The organism is Nocardiopsis sp. CNT312 (assembly GCF_000515115.1).
GTDB lineage: Bacteria > Actinomycetota > Actinomycetes > Streptosporangiales > Streptosporangiaceae > Nocardiopsis.
The window spans coordinates 69687-94239 of record NZ_KI911537.1 but is presented as its reverse complement, the minus strand read 5'-3'; the positions used below and the strand labels follow the sequence as shown (position 1 = coordinate 94239).

At 71.7% G+C, this 24553-nt stretch carries 25 protein-coding genes and 1 pseudogene; 15 read left to right on the top strand and 11 right to left on the bottom strand.

Annotation, left to right across the window (positions count from 1 at the left end; translation table 11 throughout):
* Positions 1-113: 113 nt before the first annotated feature.
* The 6 genes from B042_RS0119265 (at position 114) to B042_RS0119240 (ending at position 7187) form a co-directional block, all read left to right on the top strand.
* Entirely contained in the window at positions 114-1700 is a 1587-nt protein-coding gene (locus B042_RS0119265) for an ABC transporter ATP-binding protein (protein ID WP_028649719.1), read from the top strand.
* Positions 1697-3253, top strand: a complete 1557-nt coding sequence (locus B042_RS0119260) for an ABC transporter permease (RefSeq protein WP_028649718.1) — start codon at positions 1697-1699, stop codon at positions 3251-3253. Before B042_RS0119265 ends, B042_RS0119260 begins: the two co-directional genes overlap by 4 nt.
* Positions 3250-4509 carry an ABC transporter permease gene (locus B042_RS0119255; RefSeq protein ID WP_028649717.1) on the top strand — a complete coding sequence of 420 codons (1260 nt, stop codon included), beginning with the start codon at positions 3250-3252 and terminating at the stop codon, positions 4507-4509. Before B042_RS0119260 ends, B042_RS0119255 begins: the two co-directional genes overlap by 4 nt.
* Positions 4491-4901 carry a cytidine deaminase gene (locus tag B042_RS0119250; RefSeq protein ID WP_028649716.1) on the top strand — a complete coding sequence of 137 codons (411 nt, stop codon included), beginning with the start codon at positions 4491-4493 and terminating at the stop codon, positions 4899-4901. The genes B042_RS0119255 and B042_RS0119250 overlap by 19 nt, the downstream gene beginning before the upstream one ends.
* A 59-nt stretch (positions 4902-4960) precedes the next feature.
* Positions 4961-6250 carry a thymidine phosphorylase gene (locus tag B042_RS0119245; RefSeq protein ID WP_028649715.1) on the top strand — a complete coding sequence of 430 codons (1290 nt, stop codon included), beginning with the start codon at positions 4961-4963 and terminating at the stop codon, positions 6248-6250.
* A gap of 172 nt (positions 6251-6422) precedes the next feature.
* The gene (locus tag B042_RS0119240) at positions 6423-7187 is read left to right on the top strand and encodes an MBL fold metallo-hydrolase (protein WP_081748890.1); all 765 of its coding nucleotides are present in this window, start codon (positions 6423-6425) and stop codon (positions 7185-7187) included.
* A 50-nt stretch (positions 7188-7237) separates the two neighbouring features.
* Here the strand turns inward: B042_RS0119240 and B042_RS0119235 are convergent, their stop codons facing one another.
* Positions 7238-8203 carry an alpha/beta hydrolase-fold protein gene (locus B042_RS0119235; RefSeq protein WP_028649713.1) on the bottom strand — a complete coding sequence of 322 codons (966 nt, stop codon included), beginning with the start codon at positions 8201-8203 and terminating at the stop codon, positions 7238-7240.
* Between the two features lie 130 nt (positions 8204-8333).
* Between B042_RS0119235 and B042_RS0119230 the strand changes: the two genes are divergently transcribed.
* Positions 8334-8936, top strand: coding sequence for a TetR/AcrR family transcriptional regulator (locus B042_RS0119230; RefSeq protein WP_028649712.1), 603 nt, complete (start codon positions 8334-8336; stop codon positions 8934-8936).
* A gap of 254 nt (positions 8937-9190) precedes the next feature.
* On the opposite strand, the gene B042_RS25930 is transcribed toward B042_RS0119230, so the two are convergent.
* Positions 9191-9658 (bottom strand): hypothetical protein, encoded by a 468-nt coding sequence (locus B042_RS25930; protein ID WP_028649711.1) that lies wholly within the window; start codon positions 9656-9658, stop codon positions 9191-9193.
* Between the two features lie 219 nt (positions 9659-9877).
* Here B042_RS25930 and B042_RS0119220 point away from each other — a divergent pair, with 219 nt between their 5' ends.
* Positions 9878-10432 carry a hypothetical protein gene (locus B042_RS0119220; RefSeq protein WP_028649710.1) on the top strand — a complete coding sequence of 185 codons (555 nt, stop codon included), beginning with the start codon at positions 9878-9880 and terminating at the stop codon, positions 10430-10432.
* A gap of 80 nt (positions 10433-10512) precedes the next feature.
* Here the strand turns inward: B042_RS0119220 and B042_RS0119215 are convergent, their stop codons facing one another.
* Positions 10513-12483 carry an acyl-CoA dehydrogenase gene (locus tag B042_RS0119215; protein WP_028649709.1) on the bottom strand — a complete coding sequence of 657 codons (1971 nt, stop codon included), beginning with the start codon at positions 12481-12483 and terminating at the stop codon, positions 10513-10515.
* 161 nt (positions 12484-12644) lie between these two features.
* On the opposite strand from B042_RS0119215, the gene B042_RS0119210 reads away from it, so the two are divergent.
* Together B042_RS0119210 and B042_RS0119205 are read left to right on the top strand one after the other, a co-directional pair.
* Positions 12645-12917, top strand: coding sequence for a hypothetical protein (locus B042_RS0119210; protein ID WP_028649708.1), 273 nt, complete (start codon positions 12645-12647; stop codon positions 12915-12917).
* Complete coding sequence (locus B042_RS0119205; RefSeq protein ID WP_036555631.1) at positions 12917-13312, top strand: type II toxin-antitoxin system VapC family toxin; 396 nt, start codon at positions 12917-12919, stop codon at positions 13310-13312. The genes B042_RS0119210 and B042_RS0119205 overlap by 1 nt, the downstream gene beginning before the upstream one ends.
* 37 nt (positions 13313-13349) lie before the next feature.
* Here B042_RS0119205 and B042_RS0119200 read toward each other — a convergent pair whose 3' ends face one another.
* The 4 genes from B042_RS0119200 to map all read right to left on the bottom strand — a co-directional run bounded on the left by B042_RS0119200 (position 13350) and on the right by map (position 16594).
* Positions 13350-14339, bottom strand: a complete 990-nt coding sequence (locus tag B042_RS0119200; RefSeq protein ID WP_036555678.1) for an LD-carboxypeptidase — start codon at positions 14337-14339, stop codon at positions 13350-13352.
* Between the two features lie 303 nt (positions 14340-14642).
* Positions 14643-14897, bottom strand: a complete 255-nt coding sequence (locus tag B042_RS23880; RefSeq protein ID WP_036555628.1) for a hypothetical protein — start codon at positions 14895-14897, stop codon at positions 14643-14645.
* Between the two features lie 327 nt (positions 14898-15224).
* Positions 15225-15512 (bottom strand): hypothetical protein, encoded by a 288-nt coding sequence (locus B042_RS24540; protein ID WP_051415802.1) that lies wholly within the window; start codon positions 15510-15512, stop codon positions 15225-15227.
* Positions 15513-15742: 230 nt separating this feature from the next.
* Positions 15743-16594 (bottom strand): type I methionyl aminopeptidase, encoded by an 852-nt coding sequence (map, locus tag B042_RS0119185; RefSeq protein ID WP_081748887.1) that lies wholly within the window; start codon positions 16592-16594, stop codon positions 15743-15745.
* Positions 16595-16716: 122 nt separating this feature from the next.
* On the opposite strand from map, the gene B042_RS0119180 reads away from it, so the two are divergent.
* Both B042_RS0119180 and npdG read left to right on the top strand, forming a co-directional pair.
* Positions 16717-16899 (top strand): hypothetical protein, encoded by a 183-nt coding sequence (locus tag B042_RS0119180; protein ID WP_028649704.1) that lies wholly within the window; start codon positions 16717-16719, stop codon positions 16897-16899.
* A gap of 66 nt (positions 16900-16965) precedes the next feature.
* Entirely contained in the window at positions 16966-17661 is a 696-nt protein-coding gene (gene npdG, locus B042_RS0119175; protein WP_028649703.1) for an NADPH-dependent F420 reductase, read from the top strand.
* Between the two features lie 42 nt (positions 17662-17703).
* On the opposite strand, the gene B042_RS0119170 is transcribed toward npdG, so the two are convergent.
* The 3 genes from B042_RS0119170 to B042_RS0119160 form a co-directional block, all read right to left on the bottom strand.
* A complete protein-coding gene (locus tag B042_RS0119170; RefSeq protein ID WP_028649702.1) occupies positions 17704-18744 on the bottom strand; it encodes an LLM class F420-dependent oxidoreductase in 1041 nt (346 codons plus the stop codon).
* A gap of 161 nt (positions 18745-18905) precedes the next feature.
* Positions 18906-19760: a 3-methyl-2-oxobutanoate hydroxymethyltransferase gene (gene panB, locus B042_RS0119165; RefSeq protein ID WP_028649701.1), complete on the bottom strand. Its 855-nt coding sequence runs from the start codon at positions 19758-19760 to the stop codon at positions 18906-18908.
* 363 nt (positions 19761-20123) lie between these two features.
* Positions 20124-20375, bottom strand: coding sequence for a metal-sensitive transcriptional regulator (locus B042_RS0119160; protein WP_369797736.1), 252 nt, complete (start codon positions 20373-20375; stop codon positions 20124-20126).
* A 186-nt stretch (positions 20376-20561) separates the two neighbouring features.
* Between B042_RS0119160 and B042_RS27150 the strand changes: the two are divergent.
* A pseudogene (locus tag B042_RS27150) lies at positions 20562-20759 on the top strand (porphobilinogen synthase); the annotation flags it as partial.
* Between the two features lie 43 nt (positions 20760-20802).
* Positions 20803-21108: a hypothetical protein gene (locus tag B042_RS0119150; protein WP_051415799.1), complete on the top strand. Its 306-nt coding sequence runs from the start codon at positions 20803-20805 to the stop codon at positions 21106-21108.
* Between the two features lie 67 nt (positions 21109-21175).
* Here the strand turns inward: B042_RS0119150 and B042_RS0119145 are convergent, their stop codons facing one another.
* On the bottom strand, positions 21176-22537 hold the full coding sequence (locus tag B042_RS0119145; RefSeq protein WP_028649697.1) for a glutamine synthetase family protein: 1362 nt from the start codon (positions 22535-22537) through the stop codon (positions 21176-21178).
* 219 nt (positions 22538-22756) lie between these two features.
* On the opposite strand from B042_RS0119145, the gene B042_RS0119140 reads away from it, so the two are divergent.
* Positions 22757-24541 carry an NAD+ synthase gene (locus tag B042_RS0119140; protein WP_028649696.1) on the top strand — a complete coding sequence of 595 codons (1785 nt, stop codon included), beginning with the start codon at positions 22757-22759 and terminating at the stop codon, positions 24539-24541.
* Positions 24542-24553: the final 12 nt, after the last annotated feature.

Here is a 24553-nt window from a genome sequence, read left to right as displayed (position 1 = left end):
CGGCACCAGAGCGGGCACCCCCGTTCCGGTGCCGCCGCCGACTGTCGCAGGCGACGGCGCCCGCGGCCGGACCCCGGCCCGGCGGCTCCGCCGCCCGTTCCCCGAGGAGACTGATGAGCAGCACCTCATCGGGCGGCGGGACCACCCCATCCCCCGCCGTCGAGCTGCACGGGATCACCAAGCGTTTTCCCGGCGTCGTGGCCAACCACGACATCGACATCACTGTGGCCCCCGGTACCGTGCACGCCATCGTCGGCGAGAACGGCGCGGGCAAGTCCACCCTGATGAAGACCCTCTACGGCATGCACCGGCCGGACGAGGGCCACGTCTACGTCAAGGGTCGGGAGGTGCGGTTCCACTCGCCCTCCGACGCCATCAAGCACGGCATCGGCATGGTGCACCAGCACTTCATGCTCGCCGACAACCTCACCGTCCTCGAGAACGTGGTCCTGGGCGCCGAACGCCGTTTCGGCATCGGCAAGCGCGCCCGCGCGCGCGTCCGGGAGCTGTCGGAGCAGTACGGGCTCGGCATCGACCCCGACCGCCTCATGGAGGAGCTTGGAGTCGGCGACCGCCAGCGCGTGGAGATCCTCAAGGTCCTCTACCGCGGCGCCGAGACGATCATCCTCGACGAGCCGACCGCGGTCCTGGTCCCGCAGGAGGTCGACGAGCTCTTCGACAACCTGCGCGGACTCAAGCGGGAGGGCCTCACCGTCATCTTCATCTCGCACAAGCTCGACGAGGTCCTGTCCGTGGCCGACGAGATCACGGTGATCCGCAGGGGCACCACCGTGGACACCGTCGACCCGGCCGCCACCACCGCGCGGGACCTGGCCACGATGATGGTCGGCGGGGAACTGCCCGTCCCCGAACTGCGCGAGTCCACCGTCACCGACCACGTCGTGCTCTCCCTGGAGGCGGTCACCGTCCGTGCGCCCGGCGGGCGCGCCGTCGTGGACGGTGTCAGCGCAGACATCCACCGGGGCGAGATCGTCGGCATCGCCGGAGTGGAGGGCAACGGCCAGTCCGAGCTGATCGAGGCGGTCATGGGCATGCGCCCCCTCGCCTCCGGGCGCGTCCGCCTGGAGGGGCGCGACGTCACCGGCTGGTCCACGCTGCGCCTGCGCGAGGCCGGGGTCGGCTACATCCCCGAGGACCGCCACCGGCACGGCGTCCTGCTGGAGTCCCCCCTGTGGGAGAACCGGATCCTCGGCCACCAGACCAAGCCCCCCAGCGTGCGCGGCCCCTGGATCGACCGGTCCGGGGCGCGCGCCGACGCCGCGCGCATCGTCTCCGAGTACGACGTGCGCACCCCCGGTATCGACGTCATCGCCGACGCCCTGTCCGGCGGCAACCAGCAGAAGTTCATCATCGGCCGGGAGATGAGCGGCGCACCGCGCTTCCTCGTCGCCGCCCACCCCACCCGCGGTGTGGACGTGGGAGCCCAGGCCGCCATCTGGGAGCAGTTGCGCGACGCCCGCGCGGCCGGACTCGCGGTACTGCTGGTCTCCGCCGACCTCGACGAGCTCATCGGCATGTCCGACCGCATCCACGTGATCCTGCGCGGCCGACTGGTCGCCCAGGCAGACCCGACCACCGTCACCCCCGAACAGCTCGGCTCCGCCATGACCGGCGCCGGACTGGACGGCCCCAAGGAAGGCGACACCGGTGCCGACGACGAGAACGGGGGCCGGGCATGAGCGACGCCCCCGTTGACAGAGTGCTCTCCGGACCGGCGCGCCCGGTCCTCGCGGTGGTACTGGGCGCGGGCCTGACCTTCGGCCTCGACCTGGTGCTGCTGTGGTGGGCCGCGCTGATGATCGGTGTGGTGGCGGCGTTCGCGTTCGTGTTCGCCACGGACCGGTTCGCGTCGGCCGACGGGGACGCCTTCGAGCGGGACCGGGGCGTCCTGCACGGCGTGCTGGTCGTCCCCACGGCCCTGGTGCTGTCGGTGGCGGGCGGCCTGCTGGCCGCCTGGCTGCTGGACCTGAGCCTGATCGAACCGGTCGCGGCCCTGATGGGCGGGGCCCTCGGCTCCCTGCTGGCCCTCCTGCTGCTGCGCCGCCTGTCGGGGATGCTGGCGCTGTCCTTCGCCGCGGTGTTCGCCGCGGGTGCCATCGCGATCGCCGTGACCGCGCTCGTGCTCCTGGCCAGCGGCATCGACCCCCTGCACACGTTCGCCCGGATGCTGGAGTACGGCACCCGGCCCGACAGCATGGTGCAGATCATCAACGACAGCACCACCTACTACCTGGCGGCCGTGGCGGTGGCGATCGGCTTCCAGATGAAGCTGTTCAACATCGGCGTCGACGGGCAGTACCGGCTCGCCGCCCTGATGGCGGCGACCGTGGGCGGCTACCTCGTCCTGCCGCCGGTCATCAGCCAGATCGTCCTGGTCCTGACGGCGGTCGTCGTCGGCGGGTTCTGGGCGGGTATCGCCGGGTACCTGAAGGTCACCCGCGGTGTGTCCGAGGTGATCTCCACGATCATGCTCAACGCGATCGCCACCGGCATCACCGCCTACCTGCTCAGCACCGACCGCATCGCGGTGGAGATCAGCACCAACAACATCGGCACCCCGCCGATGCCCGAGTCGGCGTGGGTCCCGGGCATTCCGGCGTCCTTCCTCGGCTCGGACGAGAGGATCTTCGGCTTCGTGTTCCTGGCCGTCGCGGTCGGCGTCGCCTACTGGGTGATGCTCAACCGCACCCGTTTCGGCTTCGAACTGCGGGCCACCGGGCAGTCCAAGACGGCGGCCGAGGCCAGTGGCGTCAACGTCAGGAAGATGGTCTTCCTGGCCATGGTCTTCTCCGGCGTGGTCGCCGGACTGGTGGGCCTGCCCCAACTGCTCGGGCACTCCCACCACTACGCCCTCGACTTCCCCACGGGGATCGGCTTCACCGGCATCGCCATCGCCCTGCTGGGCCGCAACCACCCCGTGGGCGTCGCCTTCGCCGCCCTGTTCTGGTCCTTCCTCACCCAGGCGTCGGGCATCCTGCCCTTCGACAGCATCCCGCAGGAGATCGCGGTCATCGCCCAGGCCACCATCGTGCTCACGGTCGTCGTGGTCTACGAGGTCGTGCACCGCTGGGGCCGCCGCTACCAGCAGCAGCAGATCGGCAGACAGCTCGGCACGGTCGCCGGGCCCGGCGCGGAGTCCGCGCAGGCCCCGCCCGAGGGCGGGACCGACGAGCGGGGCCGGGACGCGACCGTGCCGGCCGCCGACGGAGAACACGGCGGGGAGGCACGATGAGTCAGGAACTCGACGTCACCAGGGCGGTGCGTCCGTCGCCGATCCGCCCCCGGGGATGGGCCCGCTGGCGCTTCCTCACCCTGGCCGGGGCGGTCTTCGTGGCCCTGGCCGGACTGCGGGTCGTCACCGGACAGGACATGCTCACCGACGCGGGCACCGTCCGCACCACGATCGCCTTCGCCGTGCCCATCGGGCTCGCCGCACTGGGCGGTCTGTGGGCCGAGCGCTCGGGCATCATCAACATCGGCCTCGAAGGCATGATGATCCTGGGCACGTGGTTCGGCGCCTACTTCGCGTGGAGCTTCGACAGCCCGTGGATCGGACTGCTCGCCGGCGTGGTCGGCGGCATGCTGGGCGGACTGGTGCACGCGGTGGCCACGGTGACCTTCGCCGTCGACCACATCGTCTCCGGCGTGGCCATCAACATCCTCGCCCTCGGCGCCATGCGCTACATGTCGATCCTGCTGTACGCGGACGTGCCCGGTGCGGGCGCCGCCCAGTCGCCCACCACCCCCGACTTCCCCAGGGTCAGCCTGCCGGGTGTGGAGGGGCTGCTCCAACCCCTCGCCGACCGGAACCTGTTCCTGGTCAGCGACCTGGGGCACCTGGTGATCGGGCTGACCGACAGCATGTCCGCCCTGACCCTCATCGCGATCCTCCTGATCCCGGTGAGCTACCTGGTCCTGTGGCGTACCGCCTTCGGCCTGCGGCTGCGCTCCTCGGGGGAGAACCCCGACGCCGCCGTGTCCCTCGGCGTGCGGGTCCTGGGCTACAAGTACCTCGCCGTGGTCGTCTCCGGCGGCCTCGCGGGCATGGGCGGCGTGTTCCTGGCGCTGGAGGCCTCCGACATCTACCAGGAGGGGCAGACCGGCGGCCGCGGGTACATCGGCCTGGCCGCGATGATCTTCGGCAACTGGCGCCCCGGCGGGCTGGCCATGGGCGCCGGGCTGTTCGGCTACACCGACGCACTCCAGGTGCGCGGCGGCGGCGAGGCCATCCACGCCCTGCTGCTGCTCCTGGCCGTGGTGCTGCTCGCGGTCGCCCTCTGGCAGGTGCGCGGTGACCGCAAGGGCGTCGCGATCGCCGCCGCGCTCGCCGCCGCCGCACTGCTGGCCTGGTACTTCACCACCGACTCGCTGCCGCGCGAGTTGTCCACCTACAGCCCGCACATCGCTACCCTTCTGGTGTTGTCCCTGGCGGCGCAGCGGCTCCGGGCGCCGGCCGGGATCGGTAGACAGTGGAGGGCGGGCCGCTGATGGCCGGTGTGGACTGGGAATCCCTGAGAGCCGAGGCACGGGAAGCCATGTCCCGTGCCTACGCGCCCTACTCGGACTACCCGGTGGGGGCGGCGGCCCTGGTCGACGACGGCCGGACCGTCAGCGGGTGCAACGTGGAGAACGCCTCCTACGGCCTCAGCCTGTGCGCGGAGTGCGGTCTGGTCAGCGCCCTGCACGCCTCCGGCGGGGGCAGGCTCACCGCGTTCAGTTGTGTGGACGGCCGGGGCCGGGCCCTGATGCCGTGCGGGCGCTGCCGACAGTTGCTCTACGAACACGGCGGCCCGGACCTGCTCGTGGACACCCCCGAGGGGATCATGCCCCTGGAACGGGTCCTCCCGCAGGCCTTCGGACCGCAGCACCTCGCGCAGTGACCCAGGGAACCGATGAGGACGGCCCTTCCTGGGCCGCCCTCCCGTGTGGAAGGAGCGACATGGACGCCGTCGACGTCATCCGTGCCAAACGCGACGGGGGAGAGCTCACTCCCGAGCAGATCGACTGGGTGGTCGGCGCCTACACCCGGGGCGAGGTCGCCGAGGAGCAGATGTCGGCCCTGGCCATGGCGGTCCTGCTGCGCGGGATGACCGCTGCCGAGGTGGGCCGCTGGACCGAGGCGATGCTGGCCTCGGGGGAGCGGCTGGACTTCACCGGCCTGGGACGGCCGACCGTCGACAAGCACTCCACCGGAGGGGTGGGCGACAAGATCACCCTGCCCCTGACCCCCACCGTCGCCGCCTGCGGCGCCGCCGTACCGCAACTGTCGGGCAGGGGGCTGGGGCACACCGGCGGCACCCTGGACAAGATGGAGTCGATCCCCGGCTGGCGGGCCTCGCTCTCCACCGGTGAGATGCGCACCGTGCTCACCGACACCGGAGGCGTGATCTGCGCGGCCGGCCCCGGGCTGGCCCCCGCCGACCGCAAGCTGTACGCGCTGCGCGACGTCACCGGCACCGTCGAGTCGATCCCGATGATCGCCGCCTCCATCATGAGCAAGAAGATCGCCGAGGGCACCGGTGCCCTCGTCCTGGACGTCAAGGTCGGCTCCGGCGCGTTCATGAAGGACCTGGACTCCGCCCGTGAACTGGCGCGCACGATGGTCGGCATCGGCACCGGCCACGGCGTGCGCACCGTCGCGCTGCTCACCGACATGGCCGCGCCGCTGGGCCGCACCGTGGGCAACGCCCTGGAGGTCGCCGAGGCCGTCGAGGTGCTCTCCGGCGGCGGACCGGCCGACGTGGTGGAGCTGACCGTGGCACTGGCCCGCGAGATGCTCGCCGCGGCCGGGCTCACACCGGGCCGCGGCGGCGTCAAGGATCCGGCCGAGGCGCTCGCCGACGGCAGCGCCCTGGCCTCGTGGCGGGTGCTCGTCCGCGCCCAGGGCGGTGACCCCGACGCGCCGCTGCCCGAGGCGGCCGAGACCAGGACGGTGTCCGCACCCGTCTCGGGGACCCTCACCCGGCTGGACGCCTACCGTGTGGGGCTCGCGGCGTGGCGGCTGGGCGCCGGGCGCGCCCGCAAGGAGGACGCGGTGTCCTTCGGCGCGGGAGTGGTGCTGCACGCCAAGCCGGGGGAGCCGGTCGGGGCGGGTGAGCCGCTGTTCACCCTGCACGCAGACGAGGCCGCGCGGTTCGACCGGGCCGAGGCGGTACTGGAGGGCGCGTTCGACATCGGACGCGAAACGGATTTCGCGGCCGTCCCGCTGGTCATCGACCGCGTGGCCTGACCTTCCAGCGACCTGGAAGGGGCCGTGCCGGACGGAGGCCGCGCGGTTCGACCGGGCCGGGGCGGGCCCGTGGGGCGGAACGCTCCACGGGCCCGGACGCGGTGTTACTGCTACGTTTGTGCCGGGCTTGAGCGGCCCCGTTCACACTGTCGGTTTCGGAGTCGGGAGAGTCGTGTCAGCGAGTTCGGGTGCGGTGGTCGAGGCCACCGAGGGTGTCCATTTCGTCGGCGGTGCCCACGTGAACTGGGTGATCCTGGAGGAGGGCGAGGACCTCACCCTCATCGACGGCGGCTACCCCGGCGACATCGACGCGCTGGAGGAGTCCATCCGCCACATCGGGCACCGGCCCGAGGACGTGCGGGGGATCCTGGTCACCCACGCCCACGTCGACCACATCGGGTCGCTGCCCCGCTTCACCGAACGCTACGGCACCCCCGTGTACACGGACGGGCGCGAGGTGGCGCACGCTGCCCGCGAGTACGTGCAGCAGGTCACCCCCGCCACGATCCTGTCCCAGGCGTGGCGGCCGGGCGTGCTCTCCTGGACCCTGCACGTCCTGAAGGCGGGCGGTACCAGCAAGGAGCCCGTGAAGGCCCTCCCCTTCCCGCGGGAGGAGGGTCCGCTGGACCTTCCGGGCAGGCCCGTTCCGGTGTTCACCCCCGGCCACACCTCCGGCCACAGTTGCTACCACCTGCCCGAGGCGGGCGCGGTGGTCACGGGGGACACCCTCGTCACCGGGCACGCCATCTCCCGCCTGGAGGGGCCCCAGCCGCTGCCGTCGATCTTCCACCACGACCGCGAGGCCATGCTGGCCTCCTTGGACGCCATCGCCGGCCTGGACGCCGACCTCCTGCTGCCCGGACACGGGCCGCTGACGCGCATGCCCGTCGCCGAGGCGGTCGACACCGCGAGGGCCATGGCCTCCCGGGTCTGGTAGCCGCCGGTACCCGGGGCGGGACCCGTAATCGGGACCACCCCGGGACAAGCCTATTTCGACTCGACCCGCCCGAGCGGGTCCGGGTCGGCCGCCAGCGCACGGCACGCCTCCTGCCAGGCGGTGTCCCCAGGGTAGAGCGCGCTGCGCAGGTAGGAGCAGGTCAGTTCAGCGATCGCCGCCACCCGCTCCGGGCTCTCGTCCGTGGTCTCGGCGACGTCGTACCCGGAGACCCCGCCGAGCCCGTGCTCGGCGCCGAACAGGGTGAGCAGGGACTTGGGCGCAGGGGCCAGGAAGTACGGATCGGCGTGCCACTCCGGTCCTCGGACGGTGAGGTGCGCGGAGGCGTCCTTGTCCCCGGCGACCACCAGCGCGGGTGCCGTCATCCGGGAGAAGTCCGTGGTCTGGAGGAACGGGTAGTTCTCCGCCACGAATCCGGTGACCGCGTCACCGCCCCTGCCGGTCGCGGCGAGCAGCACCCCGGCCCCGATCCGGGGCTCGGCCAGGTCCGCCTCCGTTCCGTCGAGGGGGTCGGTGAGCCGCGCGCCCAGCAGCAGACTCGCGGTGTGCCCGCCCATCGAGTGCCCGGCGACCGCGACCCTGCTGTGGTCCACGCGTCCGTGGAGCTGCGGGACGAGGGCCTCGATCAGGTCCAGCCGGTCGAGGACGTGCGTCATGTCCTCGGCACGTGACCGCCAGTACATCGGCCCCTCGGGGTTGTCCGGGGGGAGGACCCCGGACAGTGTCGTCGAACTCAGGTGTGTGGGCTGGACGACCACGAAACCCCGAGCCGCCCAGCGGTTCGCGAGCGGCGCGTAGCCGTGGAGTGAGGAGAGGTGGCGCGAGAAGCCCTGCCCGTGCGAGAGGAGGAGGACCGGCAGGTCGTCCCCGGCCACGGGTGTGGAGACGCGTACCTCCAGGTCGACGGGGCGGCCGGGGACCGGCAGCACGACCGGGGCGACCGAGAGGACGGGGGAGGGCGGTCCGGCGGTACCGGACGTGTACGTCGACGGGTTCATGGCGGCTCTTTCCTTTCGGGCCCCGCGGCGACAAAAAACGGAGCATCGTTCCGATTAACATACGGAACAGCGCTCCGCTTTTCAAGCGGAGTAGTGTTCCGCTGAGAGACACCCAAGGGGGGAGCACACCGTGACCGGTACGAGTCGGCCCGGGGAGGCGTCGGTCCGAGGCAAGCGGGCCGACGCGCGGCGCAACCAGGCGAAGCTGCTCGACGCCGCCGCCGCGGTGTTCGTCACCTCCGGCGTCGACGCGCCGATACGGGAGATCGCGGCCAGGGCGGGCGTCGGCATGGGGACGGTCTACCGCCACTTCCCGACACGGGCCGACCTCGTCGTCGCGGTCTACCGGCACCAGGTCGACGCCTGCGCCGAGGCCGGTCCGCGACTGCTCGCCGACACCGACTCGCCGTTCGAGGCCCTGCGGCAGTGGGTCGACCTCTTCGTCGACTTCCTGGTCACCAAGCACGGGCTCGCCGACGCGCTGCGGTCGGACAGCGGCGGCTTCGCCGCGCTGCACGACTACTTCCTCGACCGCCTGGTCCCCGTCTGCGCGCGGCTGCTCGGTGCCGCGGTCGAATCCGGGGAGATCAGGCCCGACACGGAGGCCTACGCACTGATGCGCGGCATCGGCAACCTCTGCGTCGGACACGGCAGCGATCCCCGCTACGACCCGCGCCGCCTGATCGCGCTGCTCCTCCGGGGACTGCGGCGGTCACCGTCACCCCCGGCGTAGGACCCGTCGCACCGGTGTGAGCGGCCCCTCGGCCCAGAGCGGCGATCTTGCCCTCCGGGGTGCCCAGCCCGCGCTCGTCGCCGCACGGCTCCACCGCGCGTCCCGGCATGGCTCGGGCCTCCCGCCTTCGCCCCATCCGGGCGAGCAGGACACCGGCACGGATGAGTCCATCCCCGGGACGAACGGGGGTGCTGCTGATCGACACGGCCGCCGAACTCTTCTCGCGGGGCCGCCGATCGGGACGCCGTCGCAGGTCAGGACCCGGACGGCACGTTCACGAAGGTGATGAGGGAGGCCACCAGCGCCACCAGGCCCACGAGGACCGTCGCGGCGGCGGTCCAGCGGGCCCAGGCGCGGGTGCGGGTGCCGCTGAGCACCAGGGAGACCGCAGCCGACAGTACGGCCAGGGCGCCGGTCCCGCCCGCGACCGCGATCTCCGCGCTGATGAGGGCCGGCTGCTCGGCTCCGGTGTCGGTGAGGACGAACCAGCCGAACAGTTGGAAGACGCGGCTGCTGAACAGGACGGGGGCCAGGAACAGCACTCCGGCCACACTGAGGGTCTCAGCGGAGAGGATCCCGGGGGTTCCGGCCGGGGCGGGCGCGCCGCTGAGGAAGGCCGCACCGGCGTCGGTCCCCTTGACCGCACCGGGGCTTTCGGCATCGGTCTCTTCCGCACCGGGGGGTGGGTCGTCGGCCGTGTTCTGATCTTGGGAGGTATTCACCGCGCCAAACTATCGCGGGAACCCTCTGTTACCAGAGACCCCGGTCACGCTCTCCGTGGCCGCTTCCGGCCATTTCCGTCAGAGGGGCACCGGTTCGGCCGCCGGGGCCCCGAACCGGTCCGATTCCTGTGCCGCCGGGCCGGTGTCTATCATCGAAGGGGCCGGGCCCGACCCGGCACGGATATCGGTCGGAGAGTCGATGGGACAGGTGGTGCGACCATGCGGGCGGACGCTGACAGGGACCTGCCCGGCCTCGCCGGGAGGGCACTGGAAGCCTTCGAGGAGAGCGCGCAGCGGCGCCGGGACCGCGACGCACTGATCGACGACGCCTTCGCCGCGCTGCTGGACCTGTACCGGGCCACCACGCGCCCCGAACGCCGCTCCCCGGCCGGCCGAGACTTCGCCGGCCGGCTGGCCGGACTCCTGGCCTCGGGCAGCAACCCCGACCGCCTCGGGCTGTACGTGGTGCGCAGCCAGACCGCGGCCGAGCACGGCCGCCACGAGGGCTACCGCCCGGCCTGCTGGCGGCGGTCCATGCTGCAACTGCTGGGCGAGGAGTTCGTCGACTGGGAGGTCTTCCTGCGGCCGGGCGACCTGGAGGCGCTGCCGCGCATCGACGAGGCGCTGGCCGAGGCCGCCGCCGACACCCGTGCCGACGGGGACGTGCCTGCCTGGGTGCCGGACTCGCACTGGTGGTGGTGGGAGCCCGCGCGCCTGCGCGGTGAGAGCGCCCCCGGCGACAGCGGCCCCCTCGACACGGTCGCCGGAGCCTGACCGGCGTTTCCGGCCCGCAGGAGGTGCCGTGGCCGGTGCGGCCCCGGGCCTGGGTACGCGCCCCCGGCCCGGTTCCCCGCTCAGCCCCTTGCCGGGGGAGCGTCGCCCTGGCGGGCGTGCTCGGCGCCCAGGGCGATCGGTGCCCCCAGCCACTCGTCGCGCAGGCCGAAGGCGTTCACCAGTGTGACCGCGTAGGGCCGCAGCCCCCGGCACAGGTCGTCGACCGCCGCGGTGACCGCCTTGGACCTGGTGGCGGAGAGCCGCTCGTGCTCCAGGAACCAGGCGCGCTCCTCCTCCACGACCGAGAGTACGTACAGGTCGCACACCCGGTTGAGCAGCTTGGCCGTGGAGGTGTCGCCGCAGCGGTCGATGCCCGCCACGAACGCCTCCAATACCACCCGGTCCATGTGTGCCCGGCCCGCGGCGAGCACGTGGCCCTGGGCCCGGTTGAACACCTCGAACGCGTCGCCGCCGTCCTTGCGGGCCCGTCGCAGGCGGCGTGCCAGACCCTCGACGACGTGCCGCTCGCGGTCCTCCAACAGTTCCAGTTGCCAGCCCCGGTTGTACAGGTCCTCCTCGGTGCTCCGGCCCGGACGCGCCGAGACCAGGCTCTCGATGAGCGGCGCGGCCGCCGTGCGTTCGATGACGGCCCCGAACACCCGGCCCGCCATGAACCGTGCCAGCTCCAACTGGTCCAGGTCTCCGAAGGACTCCTGGAAGTCGGTGAGCAGTCCCTTGGTGAGCTGCTGGAGCAGGACCGTGTTGTCGCCCTCGAACGTGGTGAAGATGTCGGAGTCGGCCTTGAGCTGGGGAATACGGTTCTCCGCAAGGTATCCGGCGCCACCGCACGCCTCGCGGCAGGTCTGGATGGTGGCGGTGGCGTGCCACGTGGCGACCGCCTTGAGCCCGGCGGCCCGCGACTCCAGTTCGCGCTGGGCCCGTTCGTCACGCTCGGGTGCGCGGGACAGCTCGTGCAGGCGGGTGACCAGCTCCTCCTGGGCGAAGTGCAGGGCGTAGCTGCGGGCCAGCGCGGGCAGGAGCTTGCGCTGGTGGGCGAGGTAGTCCAGGACGCGGACCTCGCGTTCGGGCTCGCCGTCGGCGGCGGGCCGGGTGAACTGGCGCCGGGTGTCGGCGTAGCGCAGCGCGATCGCCAGCGCGGCCTTGGCGGCCGTGCCCGCGCCCCCGGCCACGCTGATCCGGCCCCGGACGAGTGTGCCGAGCATGGTGAAGAAGCGGCGGTTCTCGTTGTCGATGGGGCTGGAGTAGGTGCCGTCGGCGGCCACCGCGCCGTAGCGGTCGAGCAGGTTGGCGCGCGGCACCCGTACCCGGTCGAACCACAGGCGGCCGTTGTCGACGCCGTTGAGCCCGGCCTTGGCCCCGCAGTCCTCGATGCGCACGCCGGGCATCGGGGCGCCCTGCGCGTCGCGGATCGGCACCAGCAGGGCGTGTACGCCGTGCCCGCGGCCGCCGGTGCGCAACTGGGCGAAGACCACCGCCACGCGGCCGTCGCGGGCGGCGTTGCCGATGTAGTCCTTGCGCGCCGACTCGTCGGGCGTGTGGACGGTGAACTCCTCGGTGGCGGGGTCGTACTCGGCCGTGGTGCGCAGGCGCTGCACGTCCGAACCGCGACCGGTCTCGGTCATCGCGAAGCAGCCGGGCAGGTCGACGCTCATCACACCGGGCAGGTACTCGGCGTGGTGGCGTTCGGTGCCCAGGGCGCGGATCGCCCCGCCGAACAGCCCCCACTGCACGCCCACCTTCACCATGAGCGACATATCGGCCACCAGCATCTCGAAGGCGGCCACGGAGGCGCCCACGTCGTCGCTGCCGCCGACCGACTCGGGGAAGCCGTAGCCGGAGATGTCCTCGGCGGCCAGCGCCTTGAGCTGGTCCAGGACGCGGGCGCGGTGCTCCTCCACCGACAGCCCCGACACCGGCGCGAACCGCTCGCCGCGCAGGAGGTCGCGGGCGCGTTGGCGCACGCCCGCCCAGCGCCCGTCCAGGAGTTGGCGCAGTTCGTTCTCGTTCACGCGCAGTGCCTGTTCGGTCATCTCGTCCCCCTGCGGTGTCCGGTGAGAAAACGCGGCCACCTTCGTACTACCACTCCTGGATCGGGCATGTCGGGAACACGCCTGTGGCGGTCCCCACCGCAGAGGTCCCGGTCGGTGGCCGCGTGTTGGCCGCCGATAGTGATCGCATGCATCATGCATGCATGATTGCTTTGCAGATCAGAGGTGTCAGGGAAGAGACCAGAGACGAGTTGGCCCGTCTGGCCAAGGGTCGGGGGCAGTCGCTCCAGGCATATCTGCTCGACCTGGTCGAGACCGAGGCCCGGCGTTCACGCAACGCACAGGTACTGCGGAGGTACGCGGGGCGCGGCGACGGCGTCAGGGGCGAAGCGGTATCGGCCGCCGAGATCATCCGTGCTGGACGCCGGGATCGTACGGAACGGTATGGAATCTATGAGGAATCGGACGGCGATTGATGGTCGTCGTTGACGCGAGTGCTCTTGTGAACGCCCTGGCGTTCGATGGAACCGAGGGCGAGCGGGCCCGGGAGCTCCTCTCCGGGGAGCACGCCTGGGCGGCCCCCGAGCATATGCCGGTGGAGGTCTTCTCCGCGGTCCGGGGGTTCTGTTTGGGTGGAAAGATCACCGAGGAACGCGCACGCGGGATTCTGGAGGACTTGGCGGAGCACATGGAGATCGAGTTGATCGGTGTGCGGCGTCTTTTTCCTCTGATGTGGGAACTGCGTGGCCGTGTCACGGGATACGACGCCGCCTATGCCGCTTCGGCCCGGATGTTCGACTGCCCGCTGTTCACAGGAGACGCTCGTCTGGCGAAGGCGGCGGAAGGGTACTGCCAGGTGACTCTGCTGTGAGCGGGGCCGGTGCCGCCCCCGGGGCGGTGCGGGCGGCTCATGCCAGGCCGGGTACGGCCAGCTCCAGAACCCCGCCCTCGGCGTCGAGCACGGCGGGCACCCCCAGCGGGACCGTGAGCTGGGCGGCGCAGTGCCCGAACTCCAGCCCCCACAGCACCGGGACGCCGAGCGGTGACAGCCGGTCGCGCATGAGGTCGGCGACCACCCCCAGGCCGGGCGGGCAGTCGGTCCACGTGCCCAGGACGATCCCGGCGACCCCCTCCAGCCACCCCGTGCGCAGCAGGTGGGTGAGCATGCGGTCCAGACGCGCCACGTCCTCCCCGACGTCCTCCAGGATGAGCAGCCCCCCGCGCGCCGAGAGCCTGCTGTACGGGGCGGCCAGGCCGTCGTTGAGCAGGCTCAGGTTCCCGCCGAACGTCACCCCCCGGGCGCGACCCGGCACCAGGGCGTGCGCTCCGGGCGAGGTCAGCACGGTCCCGTGTTCGGGCGCGAACAGGGCCGTGTACAGGGCCTGCTGGGCGACGGGGTCGCCCACGAAGTACTTGGTCCCCACCACCGGTCCGTGCACCGTGGCCACGCCCAGTTCCACCGCGAACGCCTCGTGCAGCGCGGTGATGTCGCTGAACCCCACCAGCGCCTTGGGCGGGGCACCGCGCATCGCGTCGAAGTCCAGGTGCTCCAGGGTCCGGTGCGCGCCGTCGCCGCCGCGCACGCAGAACACCGCCGCGACGCCGGGGTCGCACCAGGCCTGCTGGAGGTCGGCGGCCCGGGTGGCGTCCTCGCCCGCGAGGTAGGGCAGGCGCGGGTGCCGTGCGCGCACGTGCGGTGCCAGTTCCACGCGCAGCCCCCAGGCCTCCAGGACCTCGGAGGCGGCCCTCAGCCGGGGGTCGGGGACGGGGCTGCACGGCGCGACCAGCCGGACCCGGTCGCCCGCCCGCAGCCGCGGCGGCCGGACCAGGGGCCGCACGCCGCGGGCGTACGCGGCGGTCCCGGCCCCGGCCGAGCGGTCCGTGCGCGTCTCGATCATCGTGTCCCCCACCCGTCACCGTCCCCTTCGTCGGTGTTCTCCCACGGTTCGACGGTCGTCGAACCATCGCGGTTGCGTCGACCGGGAGCGCCGGGGAGGGGCGCGCAGCGGGTGTTTCCCCTTATCGCGGGAGGTGAGGGTGGGCACAGCGTGACTCTAGCCCCCGAAGCGGCGGTGCGCGCACACGTGGGCGCCCCCCGCGTCCGGGTGTCGGACGCGGGGGGCGCTGTGTGGGGTCGGAGCGGTCGGCTGCTCCGGTCCCGGTGGCGGTCCCGGTTCTCGGGGTTCCGGGACGCCGGTCGGCTAGCGGATCCAGGGACGCTTCTTGAAGTCGTCGCCGCAGCCCTTCTTGCTGAAGCCGTGGCCGAAGCCGTGGCCGAAGCCGTGGTTGTCGCCCGCGAAACTGCAGATGCTCTGCGAGCCGGCGCCGTACGGGCCGGCGAAGGTGGCGTTGGCCTTGTAGAGGCTGTCCGCGAAGGCGGCGGCGGGCAGGCCGAGAGCCAGCATCGGGGCCGCGACGGCGGTGACCAGGACTCGCGAGACGGTCTTCATCGTCATGGGAACTCCTCCCTGTGTGCGACCGGCGGTTCGTGATCCGGCCCGACGGGGGCCCTGTGCTCCCGTCCGACAGCCGGTTCCCGCATCCGGTCTGGTGTTGCTCGTTCGAGCGTCACGTCGAAGGTTATGCGCAGAAAGTGGTTGTCTATTCACTGTTTGTAACCTACTTGACGAAGTGAGTGCGGATAAGTCCGGTGTGGGGGTGTGAAGTGCCCTATGTCGGGCGGGGGTGGCGTGCTCTCGGGGATGCGAACGCCCGAGCGCCGGGGGGCGGCTCACCCCCCGGCGCTCGGTTCACGGCTTCGGGCGCCCGGGGCGCCCGCCGCGCTAGTCGAACAGTCCGTTGGTCACGCTTCCGGGAGCCCAGGGACGCTTCTTGAAGTCGTCGCCGCAGCCCTTCTTGCCGTAGCCGCCGCCGTAGCCGAGGAGGCCGTGGTGGTGGCCGTGGTCGGTGGCGGCGCTGCAGACGCTCTGGGAGCCGGCGCCCTTCGGGCCCGCCCACGTGGCGTTGGCCTCGAAGAAGCTGTCCGCGAAGGCGGCGCTGGGCAGGCCGAAGGCCAGCATCGGGGCCGCGACGGCGGTGACCAGGACTCGCGAGACGGTCTTCATGCTCATACGGATTTCTCCTCGTGTGTCGGCCGGCGTGTGGTGCTGCCGGTCGGCTTCCCGCCCGTTCGGGCGGCACGCCTAAGAGCATGCGCGAATCGTGTCCGATTATGTGCGCTTTGTAACCAGATTGACGAAATGGGTTGTGTGTGGGCTTTGATGGGGCCGTCTGGCGGAGGGCACGGCGAAAGCCCCGGACGCGCGGCGGGCACCCGGGGCCGGCGGTACGGCTGACGGGCTCAGGGCAGGGTGAGGATCTCCGAGCCGGAGTCGGTGACCACGAGCGTGTGCTCGAACTGGGCGGTCCACGCGCGGTCGGCCGTCACGGCCGTCCAGCCGTCGTCCCACATGTCGTAGTCGACCCCGCCGAGCGTGATCATCGGCTCGATCGTGAAGGTCATCCCCGGCACCATGACGGTGTCCGCGCGCGGATCGTCGTAGTGCGGGATCACCAGCCCCGAGTGGAACTCGGGGCCCACGCCGTGGCCGGTGAAGTCGCGGACCACCCCGTAGCCGAAGCGCTTGGCGTAGGACTCGATGACCCGGCCGATGATGTTGATCCGCCGACCCGGGCGGCACGCCTTGATCGCGCGCATGGTCGCCTCGCGGGTCCGCTCCACCAGCAGGCGGTGCTCCTCGGCCACGTCCCCGGCCAGGAACGTGGCGTTGGTGTCACCGTGCACGCCGTCCTTGTAGGCGGTGATGTCGATGTTGACGATGTCGCCGTCGGAGACCACGGTGTCGTCCGGGATGCCGTGGCAGATCACCTCGTTGAGCGACGAGCACAGAGACTTGGGGAAGCCCTTGTAGCCGAGCGTGCTCGGGTAGGCACCGTGGTCCAGCAGGAACTCGTGGCCGACCCGGTCCAGTTCGTCCGTGGTCACCCCCGGCTCCACGCGCTTGCCGACCTCCTGGAGCGCCTGGGCGGCGATCCGCCCCGCCTCGCGCATCCGCTCGATCGTCTCGGGCGTCTGCACGTCCCCGAGAACCCCCTCCACCGGGTGCTTGCGGCCGACGTACTCCGGCCGGACGATGTGCGGGGGGACCGAACGTTGGGGCGAGATGCGCCCAGGAACCAGCGGAGTAGTCATGGGTAGACATTCTAGTTCGTCTCCCGCGCCCCCCATGTTCACCAGGAGAGCCGGTGGTGGGGGAGCCCGGGGGCGGGTACGTTTCCCACGACCGCTGAGGGACACGGGAGAGGCGGGCGACGGTGAACGACGTCCACGGCGACTGGTGGTACTGCCTGAAGCACATGCGGGTCGAACACGGCGCGGGCTGTCCGAACAAGCAGCGGATGGGCCCCTACGGGGACGAGGCCACGGCCGCGCGCGCACTGTCGATCGCTGCCGAGCGCAACGAGGACTGGGAGGCCGAGGACGAACAGGGACGCTGAGGCCCGCCCCGACGCACCGGGGCGGCCCGTCGGCCCGGCCCGGTGCGCTCTGGCAGGATTCGGTGCATGACTGACACCACCACGCCGGAGGGCGTCGACATCGCGGGAGCCACCATCGCCGTCCTCGGGGGCACGGGCGACCAGGGGCGCGGGCTGGCCCGCCGGTTCGCCCTGGCGGGCAACCCGGTCGTGATCGGCTCCCGCAAAGCCGAGCGAGCTGAGACGGCCGCCGCCGACCTGGTCGCCGCCGAGCGGACGCGGATCGACGTCCGGGGCCTGGACAACGCGGCCGCCGCCGCCGAGGGCGACATCGTCATCATCGCGGTGCCCTGGGAGGGCCACCGCGACCTGCTCGTCTCCCTGGCCGAGCCCCTGGCGGGCAAGATCGTCGTGGACTGCGTCAACCCGCTCGGGTTCGACAAGCGCGGCCCCTACGCTCTGCCCGTCGCCGAGGGCAGCGCCGCCCAGCAGGCCGCGGAGGTGCTGCCGGAGAGCCGCGTCACCGCCGCCTTCCACCACGTGTCCGCGACGGTGCTGCTCGACCCCGAGGTCGAGGAGGTCGACCTCGACGTCCTCGTCCTGGGTGAGGACCGGTCCGCCACCGACGTGGTGCGCGCCCTGGCCGACCGCATCCCCGGAGTCCGGGGCGTCTTCGGCGGCAGGCTCCGCAACGCCCACCAGGTCGAGGCGCTCACCGCCAACCTCATCGCGGTCAACCGCCGGTACAAGACGCACGCCGCGCTGCGCGTCACCGGGCTCTGACGGCGGCGGGGCCGCGGAAGCGCTCCGCGGCCCCGCCCCGGGTCAGGACAGCCAGCCCTTGACCTTCTCCACCAGGGCCACCGGGTCGCCGCCCAGGGGGGTGACGTTGAGCCGGGTGACACCCGCCGCACGGAAGGCCTCCACACGCTCGCGCACGTAGCTCTCGGGGCCGACCATGTTGGTCAGCTCCACGAACTCCTCGGGAACGGCCGCGGCCGCTTCCTCCTTGCGCCCGTCTAGGTACAGGTCCTGGATCTTCTCCGCGGCCTCCTCGTAGCCGTAGCGGCGGGCGACGGAGTTGTAGAAGTTCCTGCCCTTGGCTCCCATGCCGCCCACGTACAGTGCGATCATCGGCCGCACGAAGTCCAGGAGCTTCTTGGTCTCCTCGCCCTCGCCGACGGCGAGCAGGCCCCCGGCGGCGATCTCCAGTTCGCCCAGGGCCGGGTCGCGGTCGGCCTTCCCCGCGGCCAGGGAATCGCCCCACACCAGGTCGGCCTTCTCCGGGATGAACAGGTGCGGCAGCCACCCGTCGGCGATCTGCGCGGTCATCGCGACGTTCTTCTCACCGAGCGCGGCGACGTAGATGGGGATGTCCGCTCGGTGCGGGTGGTTGATGAGCTTCAGCGGCTTGCCCAGGCCGGTGCCCCGGTCCGGGGGCAGGGGCAGTTGGAAGGCCTTGCCGTCGTGGGTGAGGCGCTCCTCGCGCCGCCAGATCTTGCGGCAGATCTCGATCGTCTCGCGGGTGCGCGTCAGCGGTTTCGTGTAGGGGACACCGTGCCACCCCTCGATCACCTGCGGGCCGCTGGCCCCCATGCCGAGGATGGCGCGGCCGCCGGACAGGTCGTCCAGTCCGGCCGCGGTCATCGCCATCAGGGCCGGGGTGCGGCTGTACAGCGGCAGGATGGCTGAGCCGATCTCCACCGTCTCGGTGCGCGCGGCGATGTAGCCCATCAGGGTCGGGCTGTCGAACCCGTAGACCTCGGCCACCCACACGGTGTCCAGACCGGCCTTCTCCAGCTCGACCACCTGGTCCACGGCGGCCTTGGGGTCGCCCGCGTACTGGAGCGGCATCGAGATGCGCATGTGTCCTCCCGGCGGGCTCCGGCCCGCTTCGGCGATGAGTACGCAGCGACTGTACTACCGAGTTCTGTTCGGTTTGTCGGGTGGGCCGCACCCGGGCGAGGCGCGGACCCGGACGCGCGGCCGTCGACCGGGCCTTGCCCAGCCGACGGCGACGGCGTCCGTCAGCTCGCGTAGGAGTGGCGCTCCTCGGGGAAGGTGCCGCCCACGACCTCGTCGGCGAAGCCGGCCGCGGCCTCGCGCAGGGTCCCGGCCAGGTCGGCGTAGGTCTTGACGAACTTGGCCACCTTGGGGCTGAGACCGGCCATGTCCTGCCACACCAGCACCTGGGCGTCCGTGGCCGGGCCCGCGCCGATGCCGATGGTGGGGATGGTCAGCTCGGCGGTCACCTGGGCGGCCAGGTCGACGGGTACGCACTCCAGCACGAGGGAGAAGGCACCCGCGCGCTCCAGTTCCTTGGCGTCGTTCAGCAGCCGGGCGGCGGCCTCGCCCCGGCCCTGCACCCGGTAGCCGCCCAGGGTGTTGACGGATTGGGGCGTCAGACCCAGATGGCCCATCACCGGGACGCCCGCGGCCACGAGCATCTCCACTTGGGGGGCCACCGTGTGGCCGCCCTCCAGCTTGACGGCTTGGGCACCGCCCTCCTTCATGAAGCGGCTCGCCGACTCCAGTGCCTGCTGGGGCGAGCCCTGGTAGGAGCCGAAGGGCAGGTCCGCCACGACGAGGGAGCGCTTGGTGGAACGGGACACGGCCGCGGTGAGGGGGACCAGCTCGTCCACCGTGACAGGGACGGTGGAGTCGTAGCCGTAGACGACGTTGGCGGCCGAGTCGCCCACGAGCAGGACCGGGATCCCGGCCTCGTCGAAGATACGGGCGGTCAGGGCGTCGTAGGCGGTCAGCATCGGCCAGCGCTCGCCGTGCTTCTTGGCGCGCGCCAGGTCGCGGACGGTGACACGGCGGCTGGTGACTCCGCCGTACAGGGTCTTCCCGTCGGAGGAGTTCTGGGCTGAGGTGGTCATGTGTGTCTTCCTCCGTCTGTCTCGAAGCACCTGGGGTGTCTCCGGACGTGTGGACGAATGGGGTCTCGCGCCCTCTGGCGTGAGAGGCCCGGACGGGCCGGGCATCAGCATCATCGCATGCCGGTCCGATGCCGCATTCCTTGGGATACAACCGTTTTCCGGCCGTGCGGTATTCCCCGGGGCGGGAGGGGCGCAAGGGGACGGTGGGGCGGTCCGGCCGCCGACCACCCCCGGGGCATAGGTCCGGGTCTGGCCGGAACTGAGCGGTACGGACCGGACCCGGCACCGCTGGGGCACCCCCGGGACTGTTCCGGCGGCGGAGGGGCCCGCCGCGCGGGCCCTTCGAAAGGTGGGAGGGCAGGGTCAGGCGAGCGCCAGGAACAGCCGCTCCAGCTCCTTCTCGGTCATGGGCGGCTCCTCGCCGCGCTGGCGGGCCGCGTCGCAGTGGCGCATGCCCGTGGCCACGATCTTGAATCCGGCCCGGTCCAGGGCCTTGGACACGGCGGCGAGCTGTTGCAGCACGTCGACGCAGTCCTCGCCCTCCTCGATCATCGAGATCACCCCGGAAAGCTGGCCCTGGGCGCGGCGCAGCCGCGTGAGGGCGTCACCGATCATCTCCGGCTTGAGTTCCACTTCGCATCACCTCGATCGTTGCCAACATACCCCCACCCGTACCTATTCCGCTCTCGGTGAGGCGGGGCTCACCCCCCCGGTCCGCCCGCGAACACCGCGTCGCGCGGGTGCGTTCTCACCGACCGGCAGGGGCGGTACGACCACGGTGCGGCGCTCGACGTCCTTGGCGTGCAAGCCGTTCACCAGGCCGAGGCCGGTGCCGACATCCTTGGTCCGGCAGCGATGGTCGATGGGCTCACCGGGCGCGTGCGTACCGTCCTCGACGAGGCCGGACACCGTGACGTCGCCCTGATGCCGCACCTGATCATGGCAATCCGGATGTACGACGGGTACCGCACCGCGATGAACGCCGAGCCCAAGGGCGACCGTGCCTCCTTCCAGGGTGCACCCGTCGCGGCCGGAGCAGGCCGTGAGCGTGGCACGCAGGATGGTCGACGAGGGGGCCGACACGATCCTGCTCGAACCGGCCCTGCACACGATCGACCTGTTCGCACGTCTGAAGTGCGACGACCAGGTCGATGTGCCCCTGGTGCCGTTCTGCGTGTCCGGCGAGTGGGCACAGCTCACCCACTCCGGTACCCGCCTGATCGTCGACTACTTGCCCGGCCTGGTGGAGAGGCTCACCATGTACAAGCGGTCGGGTACGGCGGCGGTGATCACCTACAGCGCCCGGGAGGCCGCACGGCACCTCGCCCGGGTGCCCCGGCCCCGGTAGGCGGACACGGTGAAGGCCGACCCCGCGGGGTCGGCCTTCACCGTCCGGGGCTCTTCGCGGGAACCGCTCAGAGCGTGGGCAGGTAGCGCGCCAGCTCGTACGGGGTGACCTGGCGGCGGTAGGAGTTCCACTCCGCCTTCTTGTTGCGCAGGAAGAAGTCGAACACGTGCTCGCCCAGGGTCTCGGCGACCAGCTCGCTGTTCTCCATGATCCGCAGCGCCTCGTCCAGGCTCTGCGGCAGCGGCTTGATCCCCAGCGCCCGGCGCTCGGCGTCGGTGAGCGCCCACACGTCGTCCTCGGCGCCCGGGGGAAGCTCGTAGCCCTCCTCGATGCCCTTCAGGCCCGCGCCCAGGATCACCGCGTAGGCCAGGTAGGGGTTGCAGGCGGTGTCCATTGAGCGGATCTCGATCCGGCTGGAGTTGGACTTGCCCGGCTTGTACATCGGCACCCGCACCAGCGCCGACCGGTTGTTGTGGCCCCAGCAGATGTAGGCGGGGGCCTCTCCGCCCGCCCCCGCGGAGGCGGCGGGGTCGTCCCACAGCCGCTTGTAGGAGTTCACCCACTGGTTGGTGACGGCGGTGATCTCGTCGGCGTGCCGCAGCAGCCCCGCGATGAACCCGCGCCCCACCTTCGAGAGCTGGAACTCCGCCCCCGGCTCGTAGAAGGCGTTGCGGTCGCCCTCGAACAGCGACAGGTGCGTGTGCATGCCCGAACCCGGGTACTCCGTGAAGGGCTTGGGCATGAACGTGGCGTACACGCCCTGCTCCATCGCCACCTCCTTCATCACGAGCCGGAAGGTCATGACGTTGTCGGCGGTGGTGAGCGCGTCCGCGTAGCGCAGGTCGATCTCCTGCTGGCCCGGGCCGCCCTCGTGGTGGCTGAACTCCACGGAGATGCCCATGGACTCCAGCATGTTGATGGCGCTGCGCCGGAAGTCGTGCGCGCTGTTGTGCGGCGTGTGGTCGAAGTAGCCGCCCGAGTCGTTGGGCTCGGGGAACTCCCCGTGCTCGGGGAACTTCTTCAGCAGGTAGAACTCGATCTCGGGGTGCGTGTAGAAGGTGAAACCGAGGTCGGAGGCCTTGCTGAGCTGGCGCTTGAGCACGTGCCGCGGGTCGGCCGGCGACGGAGAGCCGTCCGGCATCAGGATGTCGCAGTACATGCGCGCGGTGCCGTGCGGCTCGTTGCGCCAGGGCAGCACCTGGAAGGTCGAGGGGTCCGGCTGGACCAGCATGTCCGCCTCGTAGACCCGGGCGAAGCCCTCGATCGCCGAACCGTCGAACCCGATGCCCTCGCTGAAGGCCGCCTCCAGCTCGGCCGGGGCCACGGCCACGGACTTGAGGTACCCGAGCACGTCGGTGAACCACAGCCTCACGAACCGGATGTCGCGCTCCTCCAGCGTGCGGAGCACGAATTCCTGCTGTCGATTCACGTTCAACCTTCCTCGATGCGGTCGTGTCCGATCCCGGTCCGCCCCGTGCGGAGCCGCGTCGGGCACAGTGTCCCAGACCCAGTGTGCCGCGCGCATATTTCCGGAGTGTTTCCGCGCACACCCGGCCTCGGCGGCGCGCACCGCAACGGCGTCACCGCTGGTGGGAGCCGGGGGGAGGTGCCCCCGGCCCCGGAGAGCGGGAACGCTACCCTCGAAGGCGTGGCACAGTTGAGAATCGCACTCGCCCAGGTCAATCCCACGGTCGGCGACCTCGCCGGGAACCGGCGCCTCGTCGTGGAGTCCGCGCGCCGGGCCGCGGAGGAGGGCGCCCACCTCGTGGTCATGCCCGAGATGGTCGTCACCGGCTACCCGGTGGAGGACCTCGCGCTGCGCAACTCCTTCGTGTCGGCCTCCGTGCGCGCCACGCGCGAACTCGCGGCCGACCTGGAGAGCGCGGGTCTGGGGGAGACCCCGGTCGTGGCGGGCTTCCTCTCGCGCCGGGAGGGCCGCTCTGGTGCCGGGGGGCACAGCGGCCAGCCCGCGGGGGCGCCCCAGAACTCCGTCGCCGTCCTGCACCGCGGCCGGGTGGTGCTCACCTCGGCCAAGCACCACCTGCCCAACTACGGGGTCTTCGACGAGTTCCGCAACTTCGTCCCCGGGGACACCCTGCCCGTCGTGCGCGTCCATGGCGTGGATGTCGCCCTGGTCGTGTGCGAGGACCTGTGGCAGGAGGGCGGGCCCGCCACCGCGGCCCGTGTCGCCGGGGCCGGACTCGTCCTCTCCCTCAACGGCTCCCCCTACGAGCGCCACAAGGACGATGTGCGCCTGGACCTGTGCCAGCGCCGCGCCCGGGAGATCGGGGCCGCGCTGGCCTACGTGAACATGGTCGGCGGCCAGGACGACCTGGTCTTCGAGGGCGACTCGCTGGTGGTGGACGCCGAGGGCGAGCTCGTGGCCCGTGCCCCCCAGTTCGAGGAGCACCTCCTGGTGGCCGACCTCGACCTGCCCGAGGCGCACGACCCCGGTCCGGCCGCCGCCCCGGACGGGGCCGACGGGCTGCGTATCGTCCGCCACACCCTCTCCGGCACCCCGGTAGCGCCCTACGAGCCCCGGCGCAACACGGTGACGCCCCGCCCCGACCCGCTCTCCGACACCGGTGAGGTGTACCAGGCCCTGGTGGTGGGTCTGCGCGACTACGTGGTCAAGAACGGCTTCGCGTCCGTGCTCGTCGCCGTCTCCGGCGGCATCGACTCCGCGCTGGTCGCCACGATCGCGGTGGACGCGGTGGGCGCGGACCGGGTGCACGGACTGCTCCTGCCCAGTGAGCACTCCAGCGGGCACTCGGTCGCCGACGCGGAGGACCTCGCCAAACGCCAGGGTTTCGCCGCGCGCACGGTGGCCATCGCACCGATGGTGACCGCCTTCGAGCGGGCATCGGCGTCGGCCGACACTCCTCTGAGCGGCCTGGCCGCGGAGAACCTCCAGGCCCGTGTGCGCGGCACCCTGCTGATGGCCGTCTCCAACCAGGAGGGCCACCTGGTCCTGGCCACCAGCAACAAGAGCGAGTCGGCCACCGGCTACTCCACCCTCTACGGCGACTCCGTGGGCGGGTTCGCGCCCATTAAGGACTGTTGGAAGACCCTGGTGTGGGACCTGGCGCGCTGGCGCAACGCCGAGGCCGAGCGCCGCGGCCAGGTGCCGCCGATCCCGGAGAACTCGATCAGCAAGCCGCCCAGCGCCGAGCTGCGCCCCGACCAGCTCGACAGCGACTCGCTGCCCGACTACGAGGTGCTCGACGCGGTCCTGGACGCCTACGTGGGCACCGACAAGGGCGAGGCCGAACTGGTCTTCGCCGGGTTCGACCGCGATCTGGTCCGCCGCGTCATCAGGCTGGTGGACCGGGCCGAGTACAAGCGCCGCCAGAGCGCGCCCGGCACCAAGATCAGCTCCCGCAACCTCAGCCGGGACCGCCGCCTGCCCATCACCAACCGCTGGACCGTGTGACCGGCCCCGGAG

Coding starts and splice junctions, on each gene's coding strand:
- B042_RS0119265 (WP_028649719.1), top strand. CDS start 114: ATGAGCAGCACCTCATCGGGCGGCGGGACCACCCCATCCCCCGCCGTC.
- B042_RS0119260 (WP_028649718.1), top strand. CDS start 1,697: ATGAGCGACGCCCCCGTTGACAGAGTGCTCTCCGGACCGGCGCGCCCG.
- B042_RS0119255 (WP_028649717.1), top strand. CDS start 3,250: ATGAGTCAGGAACTCGACGTCACCAGGGCGGTGCGTCCGTCGCCGATC.
- B042_RS0119245 (WP_028649715.1), top strand. CDS start 4,961: ATGGACGCCGTCGACGTCATCCGTGCCAAACGCGACGGGGGAGAGCTC.
- B042_RS0119235 (WP_028649713.1), bottom strand. CDS start 8,203: ATGAACCCGTCGACGTACACGTCCGGTACCGCCGGACCGCCCTCCCCC.
- B042_RS0119220 (WP_028649710.1), top strand. CDS start 9,878: ATGCGGGCGGACGCTGACAGGGACCTGCCCGGCCTCGCCGGGAGGGCA.
- B042_RS0119215 (WP_028649709.1), bottom strand. CDS start 12,483: ATGACCGAACAGGCACTGCGCGTGAACGAGAACGAACTGCGCCAACTC.
- B042_RS0119210 (WP_028649708.1), top strand. CDS start 12,645: ATGATTGCTTTGCAGATCAGAGGTGTCAGGGAAGAGACCAGAGACGAG.
- B042_RS0119205 (WP_036555631.1), top strand. CDS start 12,917: ATGGTCGTCGTTGACGCGAGTGCTCTTGTGAACGCCCTGGCGTTCGAT.
- B042_RS0119200 (WP_036555678.1), bottom strand. CDS start 14,339: ATGATCGAGACGCGCACGGACCGCTCGGCCGGGGCCGGGACCGCCGCG.
- B042_RS23880 (WP_036555628.1), bottom strand. CDS start 14,897: ATGACGATGAAGACCGTCTCGCGAGTCCTGGTCACCGCCGTCGCGGCC.
- B042_RS24540 (WP_051415802.1), bottom strand. CDS start 15,512: ATGAGCATGAAGACCGTCTCGCGAGTCCTGGTCACCGCCGTCGCGGCC.
- map (WP_081748887.1), bottom strand. CDS start 16,594: ATGACTACTCCGCTGGTTCCTGGGCGCATCTCGCCCCAACGTTCGGTC.
- npdG (WP_028649703.1), top strand. CDS start 16,966: ATGACTGACACCACCACGCCGGAGGGCGTCGACATCGCGGGAGCCACC.
- B042_RS0119170 (WP_028649702.1), bottom strand. CDS start 18,744: ATGCGCATCTCGATGCCGCTCCAGTACGCGGGCGACCCCAAGGCCGCC.
- panB (WP_028649701.1), bottom strand. CDS start 19,760: ATGACCACCTCAGCCCAGAACTCCTCCGACGGGAAGACCCTGTACGGC.
- B042_RS0119160 (WP_369797736.1), bottom strand. CDS start 20,375: ATGATCGGTGACGCCCTCACGCGGCTGCGCCGCGCCCAGGGCCAGCTT.